Genomic DNA, 24,639 nt, shown 5'->3' with positions numbered 1-24,639 from the left:
TGGATGTCTCAAAATTTTGACTCAAATCAAAATTATTATTCATTTATTAATAATAATAATACAGATCCATTAGTATTCATTCATGGTGTGGGGCTAGATCATAGAATGTGGGAACCTCAAATTAGATTTTTAAAGGATCATTCAATAATTACTTATGACTTGTTAGGTCATGGAAAAACTCCTTATGATAAAGGGGAAGTTACTTTGAATGATTTTTCAAACCAATTAGATAGTTTATTGCAATTTTTGAAAGTAGATAAGATTAATCTAATTGGATTCTCTCTAGGTTCATTAGTTGCATTAGACTTTGCTTCAAAATTTCAGGATAGATTAAAGACCTTAACATTGCTTGGGACTACATACAAAAGAACTATGGAACAAAGAAGTTTAGTCATAGAAAGATTTGAGCAAGCTAAGTTAAATAAACCTATTTCAAAACAAGCACTAAAAAGATGGTTCACAGATCAATACTTAAATAACCATCCAGAAATTTATGATCAATTTATAAAGATCTTAACAAAAAAGGATGAAGATCATTTAAATTTTTTAAAAGCCTATAAACTATTTGCTTATTATCAAGATGATATTGGTATGATTAAAAATATAAAAACTAAAACTCTGGTGATGACAGGATCAAATGATTTAGGTTCAACAGTTGAGATGTCAAAATCCTTATCTAATGATTTGATAAATTCAAGTTTTACTGAAATAAATAATGGGAAACATCTTTGTAGTATAGAGTGTGCAGATGATGTTAATATAAATCTTCAAAATTTTATTAATAATTAAATGACAAAAATTCAAAACTTCAAAATGTATATAGATGGTCAATGGGTTGAGTTTGAGTCTGGTAAAACTATTGAAACTTTAAATCCAGAGAATAACGAAGTTTGGGCAACTGTACCTGAAGCAAATGCAAAAGATGTAGATAAAGCAGTTAAGGCTGCACAAAAAGCTTTTGATAACTCCTGGTCTAATTTACATCCAAGAGATAGAGCTAAATATTTAAGGTCTCTAGCAAATCAATTAAGAGAGAATTCTGAACATCTTGGAACTATAGAAACTATTGATACAGGAAAAATTTTTAGAGAAACTAAAATACAAGCTAATTATATTGCTGAATACTATGATTACTTTGCAGGTCTTGCTGATAAAGTTGAAGGAACAGTCGTACCAATTGATAAGCCAGACATGCAAGTAACAACTACTCGAATACCTATTGGTGTGGTTGCTGCAATCATTCCGTGGAACTCCCAAATGTTATTAACAGCTGTTAAACTTGCCCCTGCATTAGCCATGGGAAATACCGTTGTAATAAAAGCATCCGAACTTGCGCCTGTAACTTTATTAGAATTTGCAAAATTAGTTGAAAAATCAGGAATACCAAAAGGAGTAGTTAACATAATCACTGGTTTAGGTGAGCCTTGTGGTAAGGCTCTAACTACACATGATCTTGTTGAGAGAATTGCATTCACAGGTGGTCCAGAAACTGCCAAACATATTGTAAAAAATTCAGCTGAAAATTTATCACAAGTAAGTTTAGAACTAGGTGGAAAAAGTCCTGTTGTAGTATTTAATGATGCTGAACAAGAGAATGCACTTAATGGAATTACTGCTGGCATTTTTGGTGCAAGCGGTCAAAGCTGCATTGCTGGATCAAGACTTTATATTCAATCAAAAATTTATGATGAATTTTTAGATAAGTTAATCACAAAAGCTGAAAAGATAAAACTGGGTGCACCGATGGATAAAGATACTCAAATGGGTCCTTTAAATAGTCTCAAACAATTAGAAAATATTGAAAGAAATATTAAAGCTACTATTGAACAAGGTGGAAAAATTAGATGTGGAGGAAAAAGATCTGATATATCTAATAAAGGCTATTATTTTCCAGCTACAATAATTGAGTGTAAAAATCATAACCTACCTACTGCTGAAAATGAATTATTTGGTCCAGTATTATCTGTTATGAAATTTGATACAGAAAAAGAGGCTATTAAATTAATGAATGATAATAAATATGGATTATCCTCTGGTGTTTATTCGTCAAACCTTGGTAGAGGCATGAGAGTTTCAAAGGCAGTGAGAGCAGGAATAGTATTTGTAAATACATATAGATTAATTTCACCCATGGCTCCCTTTGGAGGAATTAAAGATAGTGGCTACGGTAAAGAAGCTGGAATTGAATCTATTAAAGAATATACAAGAATAAAGACAACGTGGTATAATTCTTCGGAACAGCCGATGACAGACCCATTTACAATGGGTTAATTTTTTGACTACACGACATTATTTTTTAGTTTTATTTATTATGTTTATTTTTGGAAGTTCATATCCAGTAAACAAGCTTACTTTAAATACATCCTTACCACCTATGTTAGCAGGATCCTTAAGAATGTTTATACTTTTTATTTTTCTCATTCCATTTTGTAAATTTAAAATCCCAGATAAAAAATATTTTTTTCCTTTAATAGGTTTTTCATTAACTATGGGCTTTGGAGTTATATTTTTTTTAAATTTATCATTGGGTAATGCAACTTTAGTTGCTCCTATTATTATTGGAGCTCAACTAGCAATACCCTTTGCTATTCTTGTGAGCTCAATTTTTCTTGATGAAAAAGTTAGTACGAAACAATGGATACTAATACTTATTTCTTTTTTTGGAATTTTTCTAATTGGTTATGACCCAAATTTAAAAGGAGAAATTTATGCACTTTTTTTATGTGGCATTTCTGCTTTTTTTTATGGGATTGCAAATGTGTTATCAAGGTACATCAAAGAAGTTGATGTAAAGTTTTCAAATATGATCATGGGACTTACAGGCTTTATTACTCTCTTAATATTTTCAATTTTTACTGAAGGAAATACAATTAATCATTTAAAAGATATTGATATAAACACGTGGTTTCTTTTGCTTCATAATGGAGTAACTGTCTCCGTTATTGCTCATACTTCTTTGTTTTATCTCTATAAATTTTATTCAGTTAATAAAGTTATGCCCTTCTATTCTCTATTTCCAATATTTGGTTTAATTCTAACTTTCTTAATTTTTAGAGAAATTCCAACGATATTAAGTACTATTGGTGGGGCTATTGTGCTTATTTCAGTCTATCAGCTTCAAAAAATTAGATAATTCTCCTATTGAAAATTCATTTAAATAGTCTTTAATTTGATTTTTATAAATTATTAACAATCAAAGAGGAAAATAATGAAAAAACTATTTATTGCTGCATTTATATTCGTTTCTACTTTTACAACGAATACATTCGCAGAAGTTAAGATGGGAATTATCTTGGGATTTACTGGTCCTATTGAATCTCTAACACCAGCTATGGCTGCATCTGCTGAGCTTGCATTTAAAGAAGCTTCAGATTCAGGTTCGCTATTAGGTGGAGAAACTATTTCAGTAGTAAGAGCAGACTCAACTTGTGTTGATTCAGCAGCAGCAACAGCAGCAGCAGAAGGTGTTATCGCACAGGGTGTTGCAGCAATTATGGGTGCTGACTGTTCAGGTGTGACTGGTGCTATCGCATCTAATGTTGCTGTACCAAATGGTGTAGTAATGATTTCACCATCAGCAACTTCGCCAGGACTTACAGCTTTAGATGATAAGGGTTTCTTTTTTAGAACAGCCCCATCTGATGCTAGAGGTGGTCAGATTTTAGCTGATATTACTAAAGACAGAAGAATCAAAAGTGTAGCGATTACTTACACTAACAATGACTATGGAAAAGGTTTAGCTGATGTTTATGCAGCAGCTGTAAAAGCTCATGGTATTAAAGTAACAATTGTATCTGCTCATGAAGATGGAAAAGCTGATTACTCATCTGAAGTAGCTACTTTAGCGTCAGCAGGTGGTGATGCAGTAGCAGTAATTGGTTACCTAGACCAAGGTGGAAAAGGAATTATTCAAGGTTCTTTAGACTCTGGTGCATTTGATAAATTTATTTTATCTGATGGTATGATTGGTGACTCGTTAACTGATGCTTTTGGAAAAGATTTAAATAAATCTTTTGGTTCAATGCCTGGTTCTATGAATGAAAAAACAGCAGGTACTTTTGCGTCTGTTGCTAAAGCAGCCGGTATCGACTCGTCTGGACCTTATACTGGTGAGTCTTATGATGCAGCAGCCTTAATCATTCTAGCGATGCAAGCAGGTGGATCAGCTGATAGAGCTTCTATTGCTAAGAATGTAATGGATGTTGCTAACGGTCCTGGAACTAAAATTTATCCAGGTGAACTTAAAAAAGGTTTAGATTTATTAGCTAAAGGTAAAAAAGTTGACTACGAAGGTGCAACTGGAGTTTCTTTTACTAGCGTTGGTGAAGCTGAAGGTTCTTTCTTAGAAAAAGAAATCAAAGGTGGAAAATTTAAAAATAAAAAACAAAGATAATTAATATCTTAATTTTAAAACCCTCAGCATTGAAAATTGCTGGGGGTTTTTTTTATCTAAAAATTGCTGATAATCCTAAAAAACCCAAATATCGAGATGAATATAAGAAAGTAAAAAACAACTTTTCTATAAGTCTCTTCTTTACTTTTAACAAAAAATTTATCTCCAATATAAACACCTATTGGTAAAATAATAATCAGTGGAACAGTTCTATAAATAGTTGTGACATCTACAATTCCAGCAAAAAAAATAAGAGCAAAAGCGTAAATATCTGTTAAGAAAAATAATGCTGCTAATGAACCTCTGATTATTGCAGGTTGAATGCTCGTAACCAATAAGAATAGTGCAACAGGCATTCCTCCTAAAGTAGTCAATCCATTTAATGTTCCAGAAATTATTCCTGTAAAGAATTTTCCATAATTGTTATTAATCTTTTGATTTGTGTAGCCTCTCATTAATAAAAATGAAAAAAATATGATTAGTACACAAACAGATAGATGTGTGACGTCAGGAATTAAATATTTTAATAGATAAATACCAACAGGAGAGCCAATAATTATTCCAAATAATAGTTTTACAACAAAATTCCAATCTATTTTATTCCATATATATGGAACCATAAAAATACTAATAATGACCTCAAGTATCAGGATAATTGGAACTATTTCTATTGCAGGCAGAATAAAAGAAAAACCTGAGATGCATGTTGCTGAAAAGCCAAAGCCATTAAATCCCCTTATAATAGACGCAATAAATACGGTAAATATTACAAAATAAATTTCAACTAAGCTGAGTTGAAAATAAGCTAGTAAATCCATCTTACTTTCTTTCTTTTAAATCAGCTCTTAATGTAGACAAAATAATTAAAACTAAAAATATTATACAAACTAAATTCATTGTTTTCCAACTTGTTAAGGTTAAGAAAACTCCTGCAGATAAACTTGCAGTTGCTTGAATTGAATAAACTATTAGATCATTAAATCCTTGTGCCTTAAATTTTTCGTTTTCCCTATAAGATAAAACTAATAAACTTGTTCCAGATATAAATAAAAAGTTCCAACCAAATCCTAAAAATATTAATGCAATTAAGTAATTAGTAAAATTTTGATCAAAGAAACTAGTTAAAACTGTTATTAAAAATAATAAGGTACCAGTGTACATTATTTTACTATGTCCAAATTTTCTAATCAAATTACCTGTAACCAGTGAAGGTAAAAACATTGCTGCAATATGCAGTTGGATTACTAGCCCTGTTTTAGTTAAGCTTATTTTTTCCATTACATGCATACTTATTGGTGTGGCTGTCATTAAAAATGCCATTACAGCATAAGCAAAAGCTGAGGCAATTAATGCTTGTAAAAATCTTGGTTGAGAAATTAACTCTAAATAGCTACGTGAAGTTTTTTTATTAATATTATTTGGTTTGTGCCTATCTTTATAAAACATTAAAAAAATTGTTGATGTAAGAGTTAATGCGGCGAGCACGATATAAGATCCAGCATATAAATGACCAGAAATAATTTCTTTTGAAAGATTAGCTGCATTAGGCCCTATAAAAGCTGAACCTATCCCTGCTAACAATATTATTGAAATAGCTTTTGGTGCCATATCTTTTTTTACAGTTTCAACAGCTGCAAAACGATATTGATGACTAAAAGCTACTCCTGCTCCAAGTAGAAAACATGCAAAATTAAATAAAATAAAACTTTCACTGATTATAGAATAAGCAGCAAGTAAAGATGATAATGAACTGCCAACTGATGCAAACATAAATCCTGCTCTTCGGCCAATTATGCTCATAACCTTCGCTGCAAAGATTGCAAAAATTGCTACACCCACAATTGATAAGGCCATCGGAAGAGTTGCTAAAGATTTTACTGGACTAAACTGGGAACCAATTATTCCACTTAAAAAAACTGTTACCGGTGCTGCTGTAAAAGCAAAAATCTGACTTAAAATTAGTAGCCATAAATTTTTATTCATTAAAAAAAATATTTATCACCGATGTACATAGCCCATGCTACTGCAGCTCCGAGTATAATATATTTCATAATAAATTTATTTTATTTCGATTTTCTCTGGAAGTATACCTTTAGGTCGATACCTCATGATCAGTAAAAGACCCATACCCATCATTAAATATCTAAAATATGGAACACTTTCAATTAAGTGAATTTTCAGTGAATGTGTGTCTGCTAAACCTGCAGTAAATAAATTAATTAAGAATAATGCGATTGGTGCTGCCTCAATCCATAGGAACCAGACCGCAAAACCACCTAATATGGCACCAAAATTGTTTCCACTTCCTCCAACAATAACCATAACCCAGATTAAAAAAGTATATCTCATTGGTCTATAGCTACCCGGTGTAAATAAACCATCTTGAGTAACTAGCATTGCACCAGCAATTCCAACAATTGCTGATCCTAAAATAAAAATTAACAAATGTTGTTTAACAACATTTTTACCCATAGCATTAGCTGCTTCTTCGTTGTCCCTTATTGCTCTCATCATTCTTCCCCATGGAGAATAAAGAGCTTTTTGAGTAATTATTAAAAGAGCTATAACTACCATTAAGAACAACCCTGAATAACAAAGTTTTACAAATACTGATGATCCTTCAATAACTAATTGATTAAGAGCCGCCTGCTTATCAGTAATACTTGAGATTAAATTTAGTTTTCCAGAATTAAAATTTGCAACTAAATTTATAAACCATTCCTTTGTTTGAAGTTCAACCTCATAAGGTACTGGTCGATCCAGTCCTATTACATTTTTAACACCTCTTGTTAACCAATCTTCATGTTTAATGATAGCTATAACAATTTCAGAAATAAGTAGTGTTGCAATAGCTAAATAATCTGCACGTAACCCAAGTGCAACTTTTCCAACTACAAAAGCTAAACCTCCAGCAAAAAAAGCACCAATAATCCAAGAGAACATAATTGGCAATCCTAATCCTCCAAGAAACCCTGTTGTTGCTGGGTTAACACTTTCAATAGCTTCAATGCTTGACTTTGATGTTATTCTTATAATAACAATTCCAGCAATAATAATTGCAGCAATACCATAAGTTCTAATTTTTGATTTTTCAAAATATTTTAATACAAATCGAATTGCAAATATCATTGCCACTATTAACCATAAACACATTAAAATATTAAAACCGCCTGCAACCCATGCTTCTTGTACAGGTTCAGCTGATATTAGAACTGCAGCCAATCCACCTAATGCCGCATAACCCATGAGACCAAAATTAATTAAACCCGCATATCCCCATTGAATATTTGCACCCATGGTCATCACTGCAGAAATCAAACACATATTAAAAATTGATAGAGCAACATTCCATGATTGAAATATTCCAACTAAGATAATTAAACCCATCATTATTGTGTAGGCTGTAATTACGTTTAAGTACTTTCTCACAATACCTTCCCTTTAAATATTCCATTTGGTCTATAAAGTAAAACAATCACCAATATAGAGAATGATACAGCAAATTTATAATCCGTAGATAATAATTGCACTAATGTTTCTGGTTCCATACTTGCTGGTAAAACATACATAAAGAATTTTTTATAAGCATAGGTCAAGAATATTTCTGAAAAAGCTATGACATACCCTCCTAAAAATGCTCCAAACGGGTTTCCAATGCCCCCAACAATTGCAGCAGCAAAAATTGGTAGCATATTATTAAAGTAGGTAAATGGTTTAAAGCTTTTGTCCAAACCATATAAAGCTCCACCAATAGTTGCCAAAATACCCGCAATAATCCATGTAATCATGACTACTCTTTTGGGGTCAATTCCAGATAATAAAGCTAAATCCTCATTATCTGAATAAGCACGCATACTTTTTCCTGTTTTAGTCTTATTTAAGAACCAAAATAAAATTGAAACTAATACAAGTGTTACAAATACAGTTATGACCTGGCTAGATTTAATAGCCAATCCCTCATTAAGTCCTGTCATCTCTTTAAACTCACCAGCTTTAATAATAAATTTTTCTCCATCAAAAAATCTTCTGTCAGATGGACCAATTATTATTCTAACTACTGCTTGTGTTACAAACATTACGCCAATACTAACCATTGCAAGTTGAACCGGTGGGCTTTTTTGAACCCTATAATACCTAAATACAAATTTATCTATAAAGAGCATATAACCAATCATAAAAATTATAGCAAAGGGTATAGCAAGAAGAGCTGTGGGTAAAACACCCAAAGAAATACCAATTGATTGAAAGTACCAAGTAATTAAAATAGTAACCATTGTACCAAAAGCCATCATGTCTCCAGTTGCAAAGTTTGCAAACCGTAAAATTCCATAAATTAAAGTTACAAATATTGCACCTAGTGCTAATTGAGAGCCATAAGTAAGAGCTGGTACAAAAATGTAGTTTAATAATAATATAATTGCGTTTAAAAAATCCATACTATCCGCCTAAAAAAGAGCTTCTTACTCTTGGATCATTTAATAATTCTTTTCCTGTTCCTGAATATTTATTTTCACCAGTAACTAATACATATCCTCGATCAGAAATATTAAGTGCTTGCTTAGCATTTTGCTCAACCATTAAAATTGCAACATTAGTTCTTTTTACTTTAATTATATGATCAAATAATTCATCCATTACAATTGGAGAAACTCCTGCTGTAGGTTCATCTAACATTAATACAGACGGCTTTATCATTAATGCTCTGCCAAGGGCTACTTGTTGTCTTTGACCTCCTGATAGTTCACCAACTAATTGATTTCTTTTTTCTTTAAGTATTGGAAATAGTTCATAAATTTCTTCTATGATCTCTTGGTAGTTATCATCTCTTAAATAAGCACCCATCTCTAAATTTTCTTCAACACTCATTCCAGAAAATACATTTTTTGTCTGTGGTACAAATGAAATACCCTCTCTAACTCTATCCTGTGGTGAAAGTTTTGAAATATCTTTTCCATCAATTACTACTGAACCTGATTTTAAATTTAAAAGACCCAGTAATGCTTTCATAGCTGTTGATTTACCTGCACCATTGGGTCCTAGTATTGAGACTATTTCACCCTTGTTTACATCAACCGAACAAGAATTAATGATATCAGGTCCATTACCATAACCACCTGTCATTTTTAAACCTTCAAAAAAAGCCATTAATTTTCATCCTTTATTTTTGATCCTCTACCTAAATAACTTTCTATAACCTTTTCATCTTTTTTAGCTTCTTCGGCAGTTCCTTCAAATAAAACCGAACCTTCAGCCATAACGATAACAGGATTACATAATCTACTTATAAACTCCATATCATGTTCAATCATACAAAATGTGTACCCCTCTTCCTTATTTAACTTAAGAATTGCAGTACCCAAATCTTTAAGTAGTGTTCTATTAACACCAGCTCCTACTTCATCAAGTAATACTAATTTTGCATCAACCATCATAGTTCTTCCAAGCTCTAGTAATTTCTTTTGGCCACCTGATAAATTTCCAGCTAATTCATTTGATAAATGTGTTAAATTTAAAAAATCAACTACGTCTTGAGCTTTTTGTTTTACAGCAAGCTCTTCAGTTCTAACTAGACTTGGTTTTAGTAAAGCTGTCATTAATTTTTCACCTGATTGATTTGCTGGAACCATCATCAAATTTTCAAGAACAGAAAGATTAGTAAACTCATGCGCTATTTGAAAAGTTCTCAATATTCCTTTTGAAAATAATTCATACGAAGGAACATCTGTTACATCTTCATCATAAAATAAAACTTTTCCATTTGATGCTTTTAAGTTTCCAGCAATCAAATTAAATAAAGTAGTTTTGCCAGATCCATTAGGTCCTATAATTCCTGTAATCGACCCTTCTTTAATTTTTAGAGAACAATCTGAAACAGCAGCTAAACCACCAAAGTATTTAGATAAGTTTTCAATTTGTAAAATAATCTCACTCATAAAAAATTATTTATCTAATCTTTTATGAAGTTTATTAAGTGTTATTTCTAACTTTTTATAAAAACCTAATTTTGTTAATTCTCTTATCCCTTGCTCATTTAATCCATTAGGTGTTTGTGATTCTTTTACTAAATATTTTAAATCTTTTTTTGAATTAACCACAGCATCTTCTGATAAAGCCAAAAACAAAGAAGTTATATATTTTTGTGCATTATTTCTTTTAACACCTTTTTTAACCAACCAATTAGTCATTATTCTTAATAACTCGTAAAAAGGCGCCATCATTCCTGATGTTGACCAAAAATTAATTGAAGATTTTTCATTCTTAATTTCAACAGTTGTACCAATTTTATTGAAAAATTCTTTAACTTTTCTGTTGGGTGGACAAATTGGTATAGGACCTTTTTTTAATGAAATTGGAGGTAAAGGTATTGCTCGTACTATTTTAACTTTAGCATTAATTGCCTTATTTAATTGATCTAAAGTGATTGTTGAAATAAAACTAATAATTGTCTGACCTGATTTAAATTTAAGTTCTTTAATTATTTTTTTTCCAACCGTTGGTGTTATTGATAAAAAAATCCAGTTGCAGTTATTTATTATTTGTTGATTATCTTTTGCAATAATAACTTTTTTAAATCTTCTCTTAAGATTATTTGCAATTTCTTTATTGCGTGGTGATATTATAATTTTAGTGAAGGGTATTTTTGAACTACAAATTCCCGTAATTACTGATGACGCAATTTTTCCTGAACCTATAAATCCTAATTTCATATTTTTACTATATCAATAAAATATAAGATTTTAGGTAAAAAAAGCCCCCATAAAGGGGGCTTCAAATTTAAATTATATGATTGATAATCAATTAGAATGCTTTTCCAATTGAAATTCTACCAGTCGTACCATCTACGTCACTTACTATAACACTTCTAGTACTATCAGTACCTTTGTTTGTTAAAGTTGCACCGTCTATGCTGTAATCATTATATTCTAATCTTACAAACATGCCGTTTTCTGCTTCATGGTGAATTCCAAATCCGATTAGAGTTCCATCAAGAGAAGCGTCGTCATATATACCACCAGTTTCAAGTTTTTCATTAGTTTTGATGTCAACAGATACTTGTCCTGCTTTAACATATAACCAATCAGTTATGTTTGCTGTAAGATAAATTGTTTCAAATCCATCAACAGTAGCACTTACTGAGTTGTTACTTGAATTTACATTTGGGTTTGCTGCTACTGCAACTGATTTATCTCTAAAGTCTATATTTCTATAGTTAGTTGCTGTTCCTAAATCAAGATCATGGGCCATGTTGTCATAACCTATGCTTAATCTTCCAAGAATACTTGGTAGGAAAGATAACTCTTTCTCAACAAAGAATGATCCAGAAGCAAATAAAGCTTCTTGTTCTTTTGTCACTGAATCTGCTCTTGCTGCGTCAGTACTTTTTTCAGTACCTGTTGCTTTCATTGTTCCAACTTGTGCTGAAACACCAATGTTTACCCCAATCTCTGCAGAAACTACGGTAAAACTAGTCAGCATAATAGAAACTGCTACTACTATTAGTTTTTTCATTTTGTTTTCCTTCTTATTTTATTATTAATATAATTATATTATTTACGTAGCTTATATTTGTTAAGGGTTAAATTTACATACATATTTGCTGTTATTTTAATAATCTTTTTTTTTGTTGTAAATTTACAACAAATAAATTGAGTAAAACCAATAGTTTTAATTGATATATTAACAGTATTTAATTTTCAACCTCTGATTTACTTAATTTTTTCAACATTTACAAATTTTTATAAAAAAAAGAACCCCTAATTCTTAAAAGCTCTCTTCTCAATTTTTTGTTTTCTTTAAATGCTCTTCTTCCATGAAGCCAAAAATAATTATTTGCAATAATTGATGAGCCAACTGGAAGTTCAAGGATTAATTTGTTTTTACTCTCTTCGAGGCCGTCTGAAAGACTTTGTAGGAATACACCTTGCTCCATATTTTGAGGTTCTGGAAATTGATCAATATATGATATTTTTGGTTTTCCATTTTTATCTTTTGAAAATATTGGGTGCTCAACTTTATAATCTATATTTTTACTTTTTGGTGATCTCCATACAAAATTTTGTCTTCCAATAGGATCATTAAATAGTCTTTCACAGTGCTCCCAATCGTCTAAATGTAATATTGCAGTTTCTCCACCATTAACATTTTGTTCTTCTATTTTAGTCATAAGTAACCAGTCTGTTACTTCATTGACATAAGTTCCATCTGTATGAAGGTCCATATTTATGTAAGCTTTTCTTAAATAAGAATCACTTTTATCTTCATGCTTAACTGTAAACCTTGCATAATATTTTTCAGCCATCGCATCATGGTTGGGGTTACCAATTAAATACGCGATTGCTGTTGATAGTTTAACTAAAAATTCATCATTAATTTTTGAACTTATATTCTCTGGTCCAATTATGAAACAACCTGTATTTCTGTCTCTCACAATAGAATTAATTAACTTGCTTAGCTTATTATTAGTTAAATCATCTAAGCTTTTTGCAATAGTAAAACGAGTGAATGGTTTGTATTCAAGAGCAGTAATATCAAATTTATTAAAAGGAAAAATTAGTTTATCTAAAATTGCATCTTCAATTTTTATATCTATTATTCTTTTAGATTTTTTATGTTCTAAAATTTGAAAATTATCTATTTTTTCCATATCTAATATTAATTAAACTCAAGAAAAAAGTAAACCTTAAAAACTTGAATTTAAAAATGACAAAAGTAAAGCAGACAAAACTGTTGGATAAACAAAGTTTTTTTTACTAATAAAAAAAACTACTAAACAAATAAAAATAACTATAAATCTAATCAAATAGTCAACTTCAGCTAATGCACCTGCAGGAAAAATGATTATTCTTGCAAGTAATGCTGACAGAGTTGAGTAAGCAAGACAATTAAACCATTTAAAAATTTTTGAATTTTCTTTTATTTTTTTAGATGTAATTACACCAAGAAATCTTGAAATATATGTAGCTAGAGACGTTGCTAAAATTGCTAATATTATATTAGTTGCCATTTAACTCTCCTACAAAAAAAGCTAGAGTTCCAGCAGTAAAACCACCAAGTAGAATACACCATTCTGGTGATATAAAATAAAATGAAATTCCAAAAATAGAACCTAATATAATAGCTAAGCTCATTTGAATAGTTTTCATTGCACCTACCATTACACATGTAAAATAAACTGGATTTACTATTGCTAACCCTACCATCATGTCTTTATTTAGATAATCAGCTATAAAATAACCAAATGCAGTAGCTGAAATTGCTACAGATAAATTGACTGCACCTACACCGATCCAGTAGTCTAAACGATATCTTCTTTCAACAGATTTATAATTTTGTTTCATTATTAGCCATGCTGAAACAGCAATAAAATGACAAGCTAGATAGTACTTTAGTCTTGGTTGGCTTTTATGAGTTAGTAATGGGAATAATGAGACAGTCATTGGATAGAGTCTTGCATTAACCAGCCAAACTGCCAAAAAAATATTTAATAAAGAAGCCCCAATTATTAATGACTCAGCCATTATTAATGATCCTGGCAAAGCATAAGTTAAAAATGTTGAAAAAATACTTTCTTGAATATTAAGACCAATGCTTTTAAACAAAGCTCCAATAGCCACAAAGCTTGCAAATAGTGCAACTGCAGGACTATCGGCACTCTTAATACAAAAAAAACCTTTTAAAAAATATTTTATATTAATCATTAACCGCCAAGGAACAGTCTACCAACATCAGGATTATTTAACAAATCATCTCCTTTACCAGCAATTGCAGTTTGACCAGATACTAAAACATAACCTATATCTGCAAACTCTAATCCTTTTTTAGCATTTTGTTCTACTAAAATTATGGTTTTCTTTTCTGTTTTTTGAAGATCTCTTAAAATTTCAAAAACCATATCGATATATCTTGGCTCTAATCCAATAGATGGCTCATCTACGAGTAATACAGATGGCTTCATAACCAATGCTCTAGAAATTTCTAATAATCTTCTTTCTCCACCTGATAAAACTTTAGCAGGTTGATTTCTTCTATTTCTTAATCTTTCATATTTTTCAAAAATTCTTTCTGCTTCTTCATAGGACTCGTCAGTATTTTCTTTGGAATAACCACCCATCAATAAATTTTCTTCAACTGTCATATCTGGAAAAACAGAATTATCTTGAAGTATATAAGCAATTCCACATGATGTAAGTTTTTGAGCTGGAGTTAAGTTGGTAATTTCTTTTCCATCAATTTCTATTTGTCCTGAAAAAATATTTGTAAATCCATAAATAGAATGAAGTATTGTAGATTTTCCTGCACCATTTGGTCCAATCAAACATAGTGACTGAGCCTTACTTACATTTAAATTAAAATCATGAAGTATTTCCATTTTACCATAACCAGCTGATAATTTTTTTATAGTTAAGTGAATATTGTCTGGAGATAATTTTTGTAAATCTTCTGGCCCTGGTGCTTTACCTAATACATCATATTGATTTGACATTATTGTGCCCCCAGGTAAGCGTCTAGCACACGCTTATCATTTTTAATTTCATCTGGAGTTCCGTTTGCTAACATTTGACCGTGTGCTAAACAAAAAACTCTTTGTGCTAAATTCATTATTACTTTCATATTGTGCTCTATAACTAGCAAGGTAATTCCATAGTCTTTATTAACACTGATTAAACGGTCAATAATTCCATTAATTAAAGTAGGGTTTATTCCGGCTGTTGGTTCATCTAATAAAAGCATTTTAGGCTCGTTCATTAGTGCCATTGCAAGTTCTAGTAATTTTTGCTGTCCAAAAGAAAGATCTCCTGCTCTGAGTTTTCTTTTTTGATGAAGTCCTACAAACTTTAATAACATTTCTGCTTTGTCTGTTAAATCAGATGGTATCTTTTGAAATACTGATAATATTCCATCATTCTCAGGTTTGTTACTGATTAACATATTCTGAATACAGTTTAATTTTCCGTAAATTCTAGTTTGTTGAAAAGTTCTAAGTAATCCAAGCTTTGCAACAACAGGCACTGGCAGTTCTGAAACTTCTGTACCATCAAATTTAATTGAACCATTGTCGATGGGGTAAGTTCCTACAATTGAATTAAACAAAGTAGTTTTACCAGATCCATTTGGACCAATTAATCCAACAATTGAACCTTGCTCAACTGACATCGAAATATCAACATTAGCTTTAACGCCCCCAAAAGACTTACTTACATTTGATATGTCTAATATAGCCATTACTTTAATTCCACCTGTGCTCTTAAGTCAGCTTCATCTACAACTTCGCCAAATTTTTCAGGATACTTTTCTCTTAACCATCCCATCACCCCTTCAGGAAAATAAACAACGATTACAATAATTAAAACTCCAAGAGCAACATATTGCCATCCCAAGAAGTAAGTCCAAAAGCCTTCTTTAAATAAGTGAAATATAATTGCACCAACAAGTGGTCCCCATAAAGTTCCTTTACCACCAAGGATTGCCATTAAAACCATGAACACACCAAACGTTGGTCCAGCAAATGCAATTTCAGTTGGCTCAATGTAACCATTGATATGACCCATTAATCCTCCAGCAATTCCAACAAAGAATGCTGATACCATCCAACCAATAATCTTATATCTCATGGTATGAATTCCCATTGCTTCAGCTTTATCTTCATTGTCTCTTATTGCATTTAAAACTAATCCAAATCTTGTGCTGTATGCCCACTTCAAAGTAATAAAAGTTACCACTGCAAGAGTAAAACATAAATAATATAAAAACTGAGATGATGATGCATTAGATCCAAATCCTTTTGGCCAAACTGGAACTGTCATACCTTGACCCGCACCAATAATCTCAATTCCACCAGCAAGTTCACCTGCAGCAATTCCTAATGCTAAAGTACAAATTGCAAAGTAATGCCCTCTTAAGCCTAAAATCCCATAACCAATTACTCCTGCAATTATTGTCGGAATAATTCCTGCTAATAATATACCAATACCAAAACCTTGAAAAAATTGAGGGATTGTATGAACAAAAGTTTTTTCTCCACCTGCATCTGTCCATTCAGCTAATGAGAAAAACATTGCTATTTGAGTACTTGATGCAACATACATTCCAACACCAAAAAATAATATATTACCAAACGTGTTGTAACCCATCTGTCCACCTTGAACATCCCAAGTCATAGCCAAAACAATTAGAATATATAAAAATGATAATTGTAGTTTGTAAGCAGGGAATATGAATGCTCCAGCCAAACCAAAAATTATTAAGCCTGCATATAGGAGTGTATTTTTATTCATTATTTTAAATACTCTCTTTTTCGAGCCAATTTAAATCTTCTATAAACCAATATAATAACTAGTAACGAGAATACTGCTGCAATTCTAAATTCTGTTCCAAGCAGATAATCAGCCCATTCTTCAAATACACCAAGGCCCATGCCAGATATTGCAACAGCTGGTAGATTTCCAAGTCCTGCAATAATTACAATCATGAAAGATCTAACCGTATAAGGTAGTCCAGTGTAAGGATGAAGTGTGAATGTGATTGCAATACAAGCTCCTGCTATTCCACATAAAGCTGCGTTAATACCAAAAGTTGCTGCATAAACTTTTTCAGTATCAACACCTAAAATTTTTGCTGCTCTTGCATTTTGAGCCGTTGCTCTAATTGCTCTACCTAGTTTTGATTTCTTCATGTAGATGACAAGAATAATTGCAGATATCACACATACTGCTCCTGAAAATATTTTAGCATTTGGAAGTGTAACTGAATTATTAAATAACATTGTTGTTCCAAAATTTGATTGAGCAACTACTACATCTGCCCCAAATGCAAAATTCATTAATTGTTGAGCTAAAATACTAATTCCAAATGTTGCAAGAATTGAAGTAAATAAGTCTTTATCAACTACTTTATTAATAACAAGTTTGTACATCCCCCAACCCACACAATACATAATGATTGGTGACACAATTACTCCAAAAGCTGGATGAATTCCTGAAAGATACATAAAGTATGCAATGTATCCACCCATTATTACTAATTCTCCTTGAGCAATGTTTATTATATTCATCACTCCCCACTGTAATGCCATCCCATAAGCAATTAATGCAAACAAAATACCAAGAAGTATTCCATCCATTGACGCTTGAACCATTAAAATAGGAGCTTGGAAAATTAATAAATCCATAAAAATTCTTTAGATGTTTATAAAAAAATGCCCCCTATTACTAGGGAGCATTTTACTTATTAGGTATTATCTTTCTGACCAAGATGGAATTGGGTGTACTAACTCAGCAGATGCCCATTTGGTAGGAGCAACAACTTTGTTTTCACACTTACTACCATCATCGTTACATGATACTTGGAAAAGTACCATTGGCTTAGATACGTTCTGTCCACCTTCAGCAAATTTTATGTTTCCATAAAAAGTTTGCATATCAGTTGCAGCTAAAGCATCTCTAACTTTTTTAGTATCAAATGATTGTGCTCTTTCGAACGCATCTTTAAAAACTAATAAAGCAGCAGATGATTCTGCAGCTTGGTATGGTGGGGCGTATCCAAAAGCTTTAGTAAAGTCAGCATCATATTTCATGCCACCTCCAAAAAACTTATCTTTATATGATAGAGATTTATGCCACTGAGAAGCACAAAGTGCATACTCTGAAGCTTTACCATGTTGCTTAGATAACTTAGCAGCATCACAGTGAGTCATTGCTAACATTTTCACGTCAACTTTCATCTCTGAGATTTGTCTAATAGCTGTCAAAGCACCTTTAGTATGACCTGAAACTACAAGAACGTCTGGATTTGTAGCTTTTACTTTAGATAAAGTAGCAGCCATATCGTTAAGCTCTTTTGGTAACTTATCATCTATAATGATTTTAGAACCTGTTCTTTTAGCAGCTTCAACAATACCTAACCTCACATCTTGTGAAAAAGCGTCTTGTTCAAATGCCATTGCAATCTTAACTGGCTTTCCACCATTTTTTTCAACTGCAAGATCAATTGCTACATCAAGATATAAGTTCGCTGGAGCAAGTACTGCAAATAAATATTTGTAGCCTTTAGTGAATAACGATCTAGACGCACCATTTGCTTCAACCATAGGAACTTCATATTTTTCAGTTACAGGAGCCATAGCTTTAGTTAAACCTGAGCTGTATGGCCCTAGCATAAACTTAACACCATCTTGTTGGATTAATCTTTCTGCAAGTTGCGCTGCTCTTCCAGAGTTTGATTCATCATCGTAATAAATAATATCAAACTTGTAAGTTTTTCCACCAACCTTAACACCACCCATGCTGTTAATTCTCTCAACTGCTAAGTTATAGCCGTTTTGAGTATGAACACCATTAGATGAATATTTTCCAGTCAATGAAACAGCAGCACCTAAAATAATTTTATCCCCAACAACCTTCGCGAAAGATATAGTTGAAGCTGAAATTAAAAGAGCAATTGCAGAAATTAAAGTAATAAATATATTTCTGATTTTCATTTTATTTTTCCTCTATTAGTTTTTAAATTTAAAAAATTAATTAAACTCTTAAACTATAAAACAAACAAGTCTGTAATATAGATTGCGACTTAATACTTTTGAATTAAGGCTATAATTATTGCAATTACTATTAGTACACACGCTGAAATTGTATTAATAACATTAGGATTAGCTTTTATCCAAACAATTAATTTTCTAGCAAGTATCGCGTAAGCAATTAAAGATAAAAAATCTAAAACTACATAGGTTGTGATCAAAATTAAAAATTGAACAATATAATTTCCATTAAATTCAATAAACTGTGGAAAGATCAAGGGAAAAAACATCCAAGCCTTAGGACTTGTTCCTGCAACTAAAAAACCATCTTTAAAAAATGAAAAAAAACTTTTAGATGAAATATTATTTGTACTAATGTCTTTTGGTTGTGGTTTATAAATATCAAAAGCAAGATAAAGCAAATATGCAATTCCTAACCACTTAAAAATATTTAAAAAATTTGGGTTATCGACAAAAAAAGATCCAAGAACAAAAATTACTAAAGTTGCCTGAATAATATTTGCAGTTATATCTCCTAGTGCTGTCCAAATACATTTTTGAACTCCATAGTTCATTGAATATGAAATGATCACAATTCTAGGTGTTCCAGGAGTAATAAATAGAAATAAAATTATTTGTAAAAAAAGGAAGTAATTTAAGGGGAGCATTTTAAGTTTAAGGATAGTCCAAAAAAACCGGGAGCTAAAGATGGCTAAGATGGACTATCTAGATTTTAAGATACCACGACCCTAAATAAAATGCATTAATCAATTTTTTCAAATATAATGAAAATAGAGGATTTATGAAAAAAAAAGGTCACACCCCTATAACTAGAGTTAAAAACCCAGAACCCCATATATCAGATCCTGACTGGATCATTTGGGCAGCTTGGGCAGACCGTATCACTTTTGAGGAAATTGAGAAAAAGACTGGAAAAACAGAAGGTGAAGTAATTAAGATTATGAGACGATCTATAAAGCCAGTTTCTTTTAGATTATGGAGAAAAAGAGTTAACCAAAAAAGCATTAAACATAAAAAGAAGTTTGAGTACTCTAGAAAAGAAATAACTAGTAAAATTAAAAAGAATGATTATTTGTAAGTCATGAAATCAGTAACAATTTATACAGGTCCACTCTGTAATTTTTGTGATGCAGCAAAAAAATTATTAACTAGAAACAATGTTGAATATAAAGAGATTGATATTTCAATAGTTGATGGTGCAATGGATGAAATGATTAAAAAAGCTAATGGTAAAAGAACAATTCCTCAAATATTCTTTGATGATCAACACATTGGTGGCTACGATGAAACTAGAGCGCTAGAAAAAGAAAATAAACTTCAAGAACTTTTAAAGTAAATTAATCTTTTGGTTTAAAAGTTAAGCAAACACCATTATTACAGTACCTTTTGCCAGTTGGATTTGGTCCATCTTCAAAGATATGACCATGATGCCCACCACATTTTTTACAATGATACTCAACTCTTTCATACCCTAACAAAGTATCTGTTTTAGTTTCAAATGCGTCAGGTAAAGATTGATAAAAAGAGGGCCAACCTGAACCACTTTCGTATTTAGCCGTTGAGTCAAATAATTTTTCTCCACAGTTAGCACAATGAAAACTTCCTTCTCTCTTTTCATGATTTAATTCACTAGTACCTGGGGCTTCAGTTCCATCTTCAAATAAAACTAATTTTTGTTCAGCAGTAAGATCTTTGTTAATTTTTTTAGTCATATTTAAATTAATTTAGCACATGATTGATGTAATAAAGAATGTAATTCAACTAATTTATTAAAATCTTTATTATATCCTCCACCTAAAACACCACAGATTGGTATTCTTTTAGAGGAAAAATTTTCTATTACTAATTCATCTCTTTTTTTATTCCTTCATCAGAAATTTTTAATTTACCTAATCGATCATTAAAATGAATATCAACACCAGCTATATAAAAAACAAAGTCAAAATTTTCATTATTTAATTCATTAAGATAAAATTTAAGTGTTTTAATATAAGCATCATCCTCAAGGTTATCTTGAAGCTCGATGTCTAGATCACTAATAGATTTTTTAGCAGGATAATTAGTTTTTGAGTGCATACTAAAAGTAAAAACATGCTTATTATCTTTAAAAATTTCTGAGTTTCCATTTCCTTGATGAACATCTAAATCAACAATTAAAATTCTATTAGCAAATCCTCTATCTAGTAAATAATGAGCAGCAACTGCTACGTCATTAAAAACACAATAACCAGCTCCACTATCATAGTTTGCATGATGACTACCTCCCGCAGTATTACAAGCGATACCAAAATTTAACGCAAGTTTGGCTGCTAACACTGTTCCTCCTGTTGCTACTAAAGACCTTTGAACTACACTGTCAACTAAAGGGAAGCCAATCTTTTTTACTCCACTTTCATCTAATGTTTTATTTTTTATATTGTTAATATAATTTTTTGAATGAGCTTTATTTAAAGTTTCAAATGAGCATGGATAAGGTTTGTGAAATTTTTTTACAATTTTTTTATTTATTAAATATTTAGCAAGTTCACCAAATTTATTAATTGGAAATTTGTGATCATCACCAATTTTTGCAACATATGACTCGTGATTAACTACTGGCAATTCCATTTCTATTCAATAATACGAATAGGCTTTTCGTTTACACAAGCCTCTAAACCTTCAATCATTTGTGTATAAAACACACTGTAATTTTCCGCAGTTACATAACCAATATGAGGCATTAATAATGCATTTGGTAAAAATCTTAATTTGTTTCCTTCTGGTAACGGTTCTTTTTCATAAACATCAAGGCCTGCTCCAGCAATAACATTAGTTGATAATGCAATAATTAAATCATCTTCATTAATAATGGATCCTCTTGATGTGTTAATTAAAAAAGCAGTTTTTTTCATTGAGTCTAACTCTTTTAGTTTTATTAATTCTTTATATCTTTCTCCTCCTTGGACATGAATTGATATAAAATCTGAGTTTTGAAATAGATCTTCTTTACTACACGGAAGAACACCCAGTTCTTTACAGGTATCTAAGTTTAAATTTTCACTCCATGCCATAACTTCCATACCGAAAGCTTTACCAATTTTTGCAACTTGTGATCCTACCCTTCCAAGTCCAACGAGACCTAAGATTTTTCCTTTAAGTTCAAAACCAATAGTTGATTGCCAATAACCTTGATACATATTGTCAATTTCCTCTTTAAAATTTCTAGCCAAACCTAAGATTAAACCCCAGGTTAATTCCGTTGTTCCTGCAAACTCAATCTCTGTTCCGCATACTATAATTCTTCTCTTTTTAGCAGCAGCTAAGTCTATAGATTTATTTCTCGAGCCACTTGTAATAATATATTTAAGATCATTTAAATTATCGATTAAATTTTTAGTAATGGGTGTTCGTTCTCTCATTATCAATAAAGCTTCAAAGTCTGCTAATTGCTCTATCGCATTAGCTTCATCTTCAAATGGTTCACTAAATATTTTAAACTCATATTTTCCTGATAGTTTTTTTAAATCAACAAATTCATGAGATACATTTTGATAATCGTCTAAGATAGCAACTTTAAGCATTTTTCAATTTTCTATTTGATAAAAGAATTCCGGTTAAAATAAATATTGCTCCTAACATATGGTAAAACATAAATTTTTCATTAAAAATAATCATTGCCATAATTGCACTTAATACTGGCATCAGATGTAAAAAAACACCTGCTCTATTAGCTCCAATTAAAGAAACCCCCTTTATCCAAAAAATAAAAGAAATAAGGCCTGGAAACAATACTACGTAAAATAAAATCACATAAAAGTTTTGATTAAGAATAATTCTATATCCCATTTGATATTCTATAAAATAAATTGGAATTAAAAAAATAAAGCCAAATGAAATTACCACCTCCAATAATGTTAGTTGGGATAGTTCATGCTTTTTTTTCTTTAATAATGCAGAGTAAGTGGCCCATGAAAGCATCCCAAAAACCATGGTTATATCACCTTTATTAAAATCTAAATTTAATAATATTCCAAGATTAGCTTTGGTTATAATTAAAACTACTCCAATGAAAGAACATGCCACTCCTAGTATTTGAAAAGTATTCGTTTTTTCAATTTTTAAAATTGATGAAATGAATATAATCATTACTGGAATTGTTGAAATCATTAATACTCCACTAATAACTTGAGTAAAATTTAATGAGTAATAAACAATTGAATTAAATATAGTAACACTCGTTATACCAAGAATTATATAATATTTATAATTTTCTAAAATATAGTCTCTTTTTTTGATTATTTCCTGAATTGTAAATGGTGCTAAGATCAACCAAGCAAAAAACCATCTATAAAAATTTAGTGAAAAAGGTGGTATTTGATATTGACTAGCAAATTTTCCAACCAAAAAATTTCCTGACCAAAATAAGGTGGCAAAAAATAAAAAAATGTAAGCAATGTTATTTTTATTTACCACTTAGCTAAACCTAAGAGAGCTATATGGTTTTAAATCTAAGTTTGTATTTTCTTCAGCAATCATCCCTGAGATTATTTTCCCTGAGATTGGCCCTAAAGTCCATCCTAAATGATGATGGCCAAAACAATAAAAAACATTTTTATGTTTTTTTGAAGGCCCTATAACAGGTAAATAATCTGGCAGTGTTGGTCTAAAGCCCAACCATTCATCTTCGTGTTCAGGCAAATCACCCATCATATATTTTGCATTATTAATTAAATTTTTAACTCTTAATTTGGATAATGGATTTTCTAATCCACCAAACTCAACTGTACCTACCACTCTAAGGCCCTGTTCCATTGGAGTAATACCAAACCCTCTATTTTGGAAAATTACTGGTCTACTTAAAAGATGATCACAATCTTTAAAATGAACATGGTAACCTCTTTCAGTGTCAAGGGGTATTTTTTCATCTAAATTATCTGTTAATTTCTTTGAAAATGAACCACAAGCAATAACAACCTTGTCAAAAAGATAACTTTGAGTTTCAGATTTTATAACTGGTTTTTCATCATTAAAATTTATATCTTTAATATTCGTCTTTAAAAATTTGCCACCCTTTTTTAGATAAAGCTCATACAGTTTTAAAAGTATTTTTTTTGGATTTCTAGCGTGTCTTCCGTGTTGATAATAAACACCTCCATGGTAAATAGGTTTTATATTTGGCTCCAAATCATGAATTTCTTTTGGTGTTACTACTTGTTGGTCTACACCAAGCTCACTTCTAACTTTAATTTCAAGTTCTCTACTTTTTAAACTTTGATCATTCCAAATATATAAAATACCTTTTTTTTCAACTAATCCTCCAAGTTCAATTTCATCAAATAACTCATCGTAAGCAGGTAATGCTAAATCTAAAATTTGATGCATATTTTTGGCTGTGTGCATCATTCTATCAGTAGTACAGTTCCTTATAAATTTTATAAACCATGGTAACATTTTTGGAACATAGTTCCATTTAAGAGCAAGTGGGCCAGTTGAACTTAAAAGCATTGCTGGAACATCTGTTAAAACATCAGGTCTGTTTATTGGAACGGATGCGTATGGTGAAAAATGACCTGCGTTACCGTAAGAAGCGGCTGGACTGCCAGGTTCATCTCTATCAAAAATTGTTACTTTAAAACCTTTTTTTTGTAAAAATAATGCATTGGAAATACCTTGAATACCAGCTCCTATAATACCAATTTTTAATTTCATTTGCATCCTGCAATTATATAATTCT

Annotated in this window: 28 protein-coding genes; 6 read left to right on the top strand and 22 right to left on the bottom strand. The window is 31.0% G+C overall.

The features are described 5' to 3' along the window. The first annotated feature begins 3 nt into the window (after window positions 1–3). From ABXT63_RS01485 to ABXT63_RS01470, 4 genes are all read left to right on the top strand, one after another. On the top strand, window positions 4–789 hold the full coding sequence (locus ABXT63_RS01485) for an alpha/beta fold hydrolase (protein WP_415321211.1): 786 nt from the start codon (window positions 4–6) through the stop codon (window positions 787–789). Further along, a complete protein-coding gene (locus ABXT63_RS01480; RefSeq protein WP_415321209.1) occupies window positions 790–2,271 on the top strand; it encodes an aldehyde dehydrogenase in 1,482 nt (493 codons plus the stop codon). It abuts the gene before it with no gap. Between the two features lie 4 nt (window positions 2,272–2,275). Then, the gene (locus ABXT63_RS01475) at window positions 2,276–3,133 is read left to right on the top strand and encodes a DMT family transporter (protein ID WP_415321207.1); all 858 of its coding nucleotides are present in this window, start codon (window positions 2,276–2,278) and stop codon (window positions 3,131–3,133) included. Window positions 3,134–3,208: 75 nt separating this feature from the next. Then, window positions 3,209–4,393 carry an ABC transporter substrate-binding protein gene (locus ABXT63_RS01470; RefSeq protein ID WP_415321205.1) on the top strand — a complete coding sequence of 395 codons (1,185 nt, stop codon included), beginning with the start codon at window positions 3,209–3,211 and terminating at the stop codon, window positions 4,391–4,393. A 56-nt stretch (window positions 4,394–4,449) separates the two neighbouring features. Here the strand turns inward: ABXT63_RS01470 and ABXT63_RS01465 are convergent, their stop codons facing one another. From ABXT63_RS01465 to ABXT63_RS01385, 17 genes are all read right to left on the bottom strand, one after another. Next, complete coding sequence (locus tag ABXT63_RS01465; protein WP_415321203.1) at window positions 4,450–5,211, bottom strand: sulfite exporter TauE/SafE family protein; 762 nt, start codon at window positions 5,209–5,211, stop codon at window positions 4,450–4,452. A 1-nt stretch (window position 5,212) separates the two neighbouring features. Beyond that, entirely contained in the window at window positions 5,213–6,376 is a 1,164-nt protein-coding gene (locus ABXT63_RS01460) for an MFS transporter (RefSeq protein ID WP_415321201.1), read from the bottom strand. Window positions 6,377–6,451: 75 nt separating this feature from the next. After that, on the bottom strand, window positions 6,452–7,783 hold the full coding sequence (locus ABXT63_RS01455) for a branched-chain amino acid ABC transporter permease (RefSeq protein WP_415321927.1): 1,332 nt from the start codon (window positions 7,781–7,783) through the stop codon (window positions 6,452–6,454). A gap of 35 nt (window positions 7,784–7,818) precedes the next feature. After that, window positions 7,819–8,829, bottom strand: a complete 1,011-nt coding sequence (locus tag ABXT63_RS01450) for a branched-chain amino acid ABC transporter permease (RefSeq protein WP_415321199.1) — start codon at window positions 8,827–8,829, stop codon at window positions 7,819–7,821. Window position 8,830: 1 nt separating this feature from the next. Then, window positions 8,831–9,538 carry an ABC transporter ATP-binding protein gene (locus tag ABXT63_RS01445; RefSeq protein WP_415321197.1) on the bottom strand — a complete coding sequence of 236 codons (708 nt, stop codon included), beginning with the start codon at window positions 9,536–9,538 and terminating at the stop codon, window positions 8,831–8,833. After that, window positions 9,538–10,326 carry an ABC transporter ATP-binding protein gene (locus ABXT63_RS01440; protein WP_415321195.1) on the bottom strand — a complete coding sequence of 263 codons (789 nt, stop codon included), beginning with the start codon at window positions 10,324–10,326 and terminating at the stop codon, window positions 9,538–9,540. The genes ABXT63_RS01445 and ABXT63_RS01440 overlap by 1 nt, the downstream gene beginning before the upstream one ends. A 6-nt stretch (window positions 10,327–10,332) precedes the next feature. After that, the gene (locus tag ABXT63_RS01435) at window positions 10,333–11,100 is read right to left on the bottom strand and encodes a pyrroline-5-carboxylate reductase (protein WP_415321193.1); all 768 of its coding nucleotides are present in this window, start codon (window positions 11,098–11,100) and stop codon (window positions 10,333–10,335) included. Between the two features lie 91 nt (window positions 11,101–11,191). After that, window positions 11,192–11,902, bottom strand: coding sequence for a hypothetical protein (locus ABXT63_RS01430; RefSeq protein ID WP_415321191.1), 711 nt, complete (start codon window positions 11,900–11,902; stop codon window positions 11,192–11,194). Between the two features lie 217 nt (window positions 11,903–12,119). Next, window positions 12,120–13,037, bottom strand: coding sequence for a glutarate dioxygenase GlaH (gene glaH, locus ABXT63_RS01425; RefSeq protein WP_415321190.1), 918 nt, complete (start codon window positions 13,035–13,037; stop codon window positions 12,120–12,122). A 36-nt stretch (window positions 13,038–13,073) separates the two neighbouring features. Beyond that, the gene (locus tag ABXT63_RS01420; RefSeq protein ID WP_415321188.1) at window positions 13,074–13,397 is read right to left on the bottom strand and encodes an AzlD domain-containing protein; all 324 of its coding nucleotides are present in this window, start codon (window positions 13,395–13,397) and stop codon (window positions 13,074–13,076) included. After that, entirely contained in the window at window positions 13,387–14,091 is a 705-nt protein-coding gene (locus ABXT63_RS01415; protein ID WP_415321186.1) for an AzlC family ABC transporter permease, read from the bottom strand. The genes ABXT63_RS01420 and ABXT63_RS01415 overlap by 11 nt, the downstream gene beginning before the upstream one ends. Further along, window positions 14,091–14,876: an ABC transporter ATP-binding protein gene (locus ABXT63_RS01410; protein ID WP_415321184.1), complete on the bottom strand. Its 786-nt coding sequence runs from the start codon at window positions 14,874–14,876 to the stop codon at window positions 14,091–14,093. Before ABXT63_RS01410 ends, ABXT63_RS01415 begins: the two co-directional genes overlap by 1 nt. Then, entirely contained in the window at window positions 14,876–15,616 is a 741-nt protein-coding gene (locus tag ABXT63_RS01405) for an ABC transporter ATP-binding protein (RefSeq protein WP_415321182.1), read from the bottom strand. The genes ABXT63_RS01410 and ABXT63_RS01405 overlap by 1 nt, the downstream gene beginning before the upstream one ends. After that, window positions 15,616–16,668 (bottom strand): branched-chain amino acid ABC transporter permease, encoded by a 1,053-nt coding sequence (locus ABXT63_RS01400; protein WP_415321180.1) that lies wholly within the window; start codon window positions 16,666–16,668, stop codon window positions 15,616–15,618. The genes ABXT63_RS01405 and ABXT63_RS01400 overlap by 1 nt, the downstream gene beginning before the upstream one ends. After that, window positions 16,668–17,561, bottom strand: a complete 894-nt coding sequence (locus tag ABXT63_RS01395) for a branched-chain amino acid ABC transporter permease (protein ID WP_415286014.1) — start codon at window positions 17,559–17,561, stop codon at window positions 16,668–16,670. Before ABXT63_RS01395 ends, ABXT63_RS01400 begins: the two co-directional genes overlap by 1 nt. Window positions 17,562–17,627: 66 nt before the next feature. Continuing rightward, window positions 17,628–18,869, bottom strand: coding sequence for an amino acid ABC transporter substrate-binding protein (locus tag ABXT63_RS01390; RefSeq protein WP_415321178.1), 1,242 nt, complete (start codon window positions 18,867–18,869; stop codon window positions 17,628–17,630). A gap of 89 nt (window positions 18,870–18,958) precedes the next feature. Beyond that, window positions 18,959–19,573 carry a LysE family translocator gene (locus ABXT63_RS01385; RefSeq protein WP_415321176.1) on the bottom strand — a complete coding sequence of 205 codons (615 nt, stop codon included), beginning with the start codon at window positions 19,571–19,573 and terminating at the stop codon, window positions 18,959–18,961. 134 nt (window positions 19,574–19,707) lie between these two features. On the opposite strand from ABXT63_RS01385, the gene ABXT63_RS01380 reads away from it, so the two are divergent. Together ABXT63_RS01380 and grxC are read left to right on the top strand one after the other, a co-directional pair. Further along, a complete protein-coding gene (locus tag ABXT63_RS01380; protein WP_168607274.1) occupies window positions 19,708–20,004 on the top strand; it encodes a TIGR03643 family protein in 297 nt (98 codons plus the stop codon). 3 nt (window positions 20,005–20,007) lie between these two features. Continuing rightward, window positions 20,008–20,262: a glutaredoxin 3 gene (grxC, locus tag ABXT63_RS01375; protein WP_415321175.1), complete on the top strand. Its 255-nt coding sequence runs from the start codon at window positions 20,008–20,010 to the stop codon at window positions 20,260–20,262. A gap of 1 nt (window position 20,263) precedes the next feature. Here the strand turns inward: grxC and msrB are convergent, their stop codons facing one another. From msrB to ABXT63_RS01350, 5 genes are all read right to left on the bottom strand, one after another. Beyond that, the gene (msrB, locus tag ABXT63_RS01370) at window positions 20,264–20,638 is read right to left on the bottom strand and encodes a peptide-methionine (R)-S-oxide reductase MsrB (RefSeq protein WP_415321173.1); all 375 of its coding nucleotides are present in this window, start codon (window positions 20,636–20,638) and stop codon (window positions 20,264–20,266) included. A 130-nt stretch (window positions 20,639–20,768) separates the two neighbouring features. After that, window positions 20,769–21,533, bottom strand: a complete 765-nt coding sequence (locus ABXT63_RS01365; RefSeq protein ID WP_415321171.1) for a histone deacetylase — start codon at window positions 21,531–21,533, stop codon at window positions 20,769–20,771. A gap of 2 nt (window positions 21,534–21,535) precedes the next feature. After that, window positions 21,536–22,486 (bottom strand): D-2-hydroxyacid dehydrogenase family protein, encoded by a 951-nt coding sequence (locus ABXT63_RS01360; RefSeq protein WP_415321170.1) that lies wholly within the window; start codon window positions 22,484–22,486, stop codon window positions 21,536–21,538. Beyond that, window positions 22,479–23,378 carry a DMT family transporter gene (locus tag ABXT63_RS01355; RefSeq protein WP_415321168.1) on the bottom strand — a complete coding sequence of 300 codons (900 nt, stop codon included), beginning with the start codon at window positions 23,376–23,378 and terminating at the stop codon, window positions 22,479–22,481. The genes ABXT63_RS01360 and ABXT63_RS01355 overlap by 8 nt, the downstream gene beginning before the upstream one ends. Further along, complete coding sequence (locus tag ABXT63_RS01350) at window positions 23,379–24,620, bottom strand: NAD(P)/FAD-dependent oxidoreductase (protein ID WP_415321166.1); 1,242 nt, start codon at window positions 24,618–24,620, stop codon at window positions 23,379–23,381. Window positions 24,621–24,639 lie beyond the last annotated feature (19 nt).

The sequence above is a fragment of the Candidatus Pelagibacter sp. Uisw_092 genome (genome assembly GCF_047729545.1).
Classification (GTDB): Bacteria; Pseudomonadota; Alphaproteobacteria; order Pelagibacterales; family Pelagibacteraceae; genus Pelagibacter.
Note: the sequence above shows the minus strand (reverse complement) of the source record. Positions and strands in the feature narration are given on the sequence as shown.

Bases quoted from the DNA above. Each gene is read 5' to 3' on its own strand.
- ABXT63_RS01435 (WP_415321193.1), bottom strand. From the start codon at position 11,100: ATGAAATTAGGATTTATAGGTTCAGGAAAAATTGCGTCATCAGTAATT.
- ABXT63_RS01445 (WP_415321197.1), bottom strand. From the start codon at position 9,538: ATGGCTTTTTTTGAAGGTTTAAAAATGACAGGTGGTTATGGTAATGGA.
- ABXT63_RS01480 (WP_415321209.1), top strand. From the start codon at position 790: ATGACAAAAATTCAAAACTTCAAAATGTATATAGATGGTCAATGGGTT.
- ABXT63_RS01485 (WP_415321211.1), top strand. From the start codon at position 4: ATGTCTCAAAATTTTGACTCAAATCAAAATTATTATTCATTTATTAAT.
- ABXT63_RS01440 (WP_415321195.1), bottom strand. From the start codon at position 10,326: ATGAGTGAGATTATTTTACAAATTGAAAACTTATCTAAATACTTTGGT.
- ABXT63_RS01450 (WP_415321199.1), bottom strand. From the start codon at position 8,829: ATGGATTTTTTAAACGCAATTATATTATTATTAAACTACATTTTTGTA.
- ABXT63_RS01420 (WP_415321188.1), bottom strand. From the start codon at position 13,397: ATGGCAACTAATATAATATTAGCAATTTTAGCAACGTCTCTAGCTACA.
- ABXT63_RS01390 (WP_415321178.1), bottom strand. From the start codon at position 18,869: ATGAAAATCAGAAATATATTTATTACTTTAATTTCTGCAATTGCTCTT.
- ABXT63_RS01410 (WP_415321184.1), bottom strand. From the start codon at position 14,876: ATGTCAAATCAATATGATGTATTAGGTAAAGCACCAGGGCCAGAAGAT.
- ABXT63_RS01395 (WP_415286014.1), bottom strand. From the start codon at position 17,561: ATGGATTTATTAATTTTCCAAGCTCCTATTTTAATGGTTCAAGCGTCA.
- ABXT63_RS01360 (WP_415321170.1), bottom strand. From the start codon at position 22,486: ATGCTTAAAGTTGCTATCTTAGACGATTATCAAAATGTATCTCATGAA.
- ABXT63_RS01465 (WP_415321203.1), bottom strand. From the start codon at position 5,211: ATGGATTTACTAGCTTATTTTCAACTCAGCTTAGTTGAAATTTATTTT.
- ABXT63_RS01400 (WP_415321180.1), bottom strand. From the start codon at position 16,668: ATGAATAAAAATACACTCCTATATGCAGGCTTAATAATTTTTGGTTTG.
- ABXT63_RS01385 (WP_415321176.1), bottom strand. From the start codon at position 19,573: ATGCTCCCCTTAAATTACTTCCTTTTTTTACAAATAATTTTATTTCTA.
- ABXT63_RS01380 (WP_168607274.1), top strand. From the start codon at position 19,708: ATGAAAAAAAAAGGTCACACCCCTATAACTAGAGTTAAAAACCCAGAA.
- ABXT63_RS01350 (WP_415321166.1), bottom strand. From the start codon at position 24,620: ATGCAAATGAAATTAAAAATTGGTATTATAGGAGCTGGTATTCAAGGT.
- ABXT63_RS01455 (WP_415321927.1), bottom strand. From the start codon at position 7,783: ATGATGGGTTTAATTATCTTAGTTGGAATATTTCAATCATGGAATGTT.
- ABXT63_RS01470 (WP_415321205.1), top strand. From the start codon at position 3,209: ATGAAAAAACTATTTATTGCTGCATTTATATTCGTTTCTACTTTTACA.
- ABXT63_RS01365 (WP_415321171.1), bottom strand. From the start codon at position 21,533: ATGGAATTGCCAGTAGTTAATCACGAGTCATATGTTGCAAAAATTGGT.
- ABXT63_RS01415 (WP_415321186.1), bottom strand. From the start codon at position 14,091: ATGATTAATATAAAATATTTTTTAAAAGGTTTTTTTTGTATTAAGAGT.
- ABXT63_RS01460 (WP_415321201.1), bottom strand. From the start codon at position 6,376: ATGAATAAAAATTTATGGCTACTAATTTTAAGTCAGATTTTTGCTTTT.
- glaH (WP_415321190.1), bottom strand. From the start codon at position 13,037: ATGGAAAAAATAGATAATTTTCAAATTTTAGAACATAAAAAATCTAAA.
- ABXT63_RS01430 (WP_415321191.1), bottom strand. From the start codon at position 11,902: ATGAAAAAACTAATAGTAGTAGCAGTTTCTATTATGCTGACTAGTTTT.
- ABXT63_RS01405 (WP_415321182.1), bottom strand. From the start codon at position 15,616: ATGGCTATATTAGACATATCAAATGTAAGTAAGTCTTTTGGGGGCGTT.
- grxC (WP_415321175.1), top strand. From the start codon at position 20,008: ATGAAATCAGTAACAATTTATACAGGTCCACTCTGTAATTTTTGTGAT.
- msrB (WP_415321173.1), bottom strand. From the start codon at position 20,638: ATGACTAAAAAAATTAACAAAGATCTTACTGCTGAACAAAAATTAGTT.